Origin of the sequence: Sphingomonas sp. 2378, from assembly GCF_038084995.1 — a bacterium.
In the GTDB taxonomy this organism is placed as follows: Bacteria; Pseudomonadota; Alphaproteobacteria; order Sphingomonadales; family Sphingomonadaceae; genus Sphingomonas.
The window spans coordinates 1-452 of record NZ_JAXCMJ010000127.1 but is presented as its reverse complement, the minus strand read 5'-3'; the positions used below and the strand labels follow the sequence as shown (position 1 = coordinate 452).

The 452-nt window shown below is 55.1% G+C and carries 1 tRNA gene; it reads right to left on the bottom strand.

The annotated features are described in order from the left end of the window. Window positions 1-356 precede the first annotated feature (356 nt). A tRNA-Ala gene (locus tag SM191_RS19595) sits at window positions 357-432 on the bottom strand. Between the last annotated feature and the right edge of the window lie 20 nt (window positions 433-452).

Below are 452 nucleotides of genomic sequence, written 5' to 3'. Positions count from 1 at the left end.
AGCGTGCCACGTCCTTCATCGCCTGTACATGCCAAGGCATCCACGAATTGCCCTTACCTCACGCTTGAGAGCCCACACCACCACCATCAACGCTGGACGCCCCGAAGGACATCGACTCGGCAGAGCAGCGCGATGTGGCTAATTGGTGTGGTCATTAAATACTCAGCCAGATATTGTGAATTGCCAGCTCGTCTGTTCGACTTGGCCTTGCGGCCTCGCCTCACTTTCAAAGCCGACACCTTCACGGCATCGATTTTAAAAACCCATTCACAATGTCAAAGATGAACGCCTTTGGGCGTTCGTAACCGCTGCTCGCGCAGCGGAACTGGTGTCTTCATCTCTAGGTATATGCGGGATGGTGGAGCCTATCGGGATCGAACCGATGACCTGATGCTTGCAAAGCAACCGCTCTCCCAGCTGAGCTAAGGCCCCATGCGCCAGCGATGAGAGAC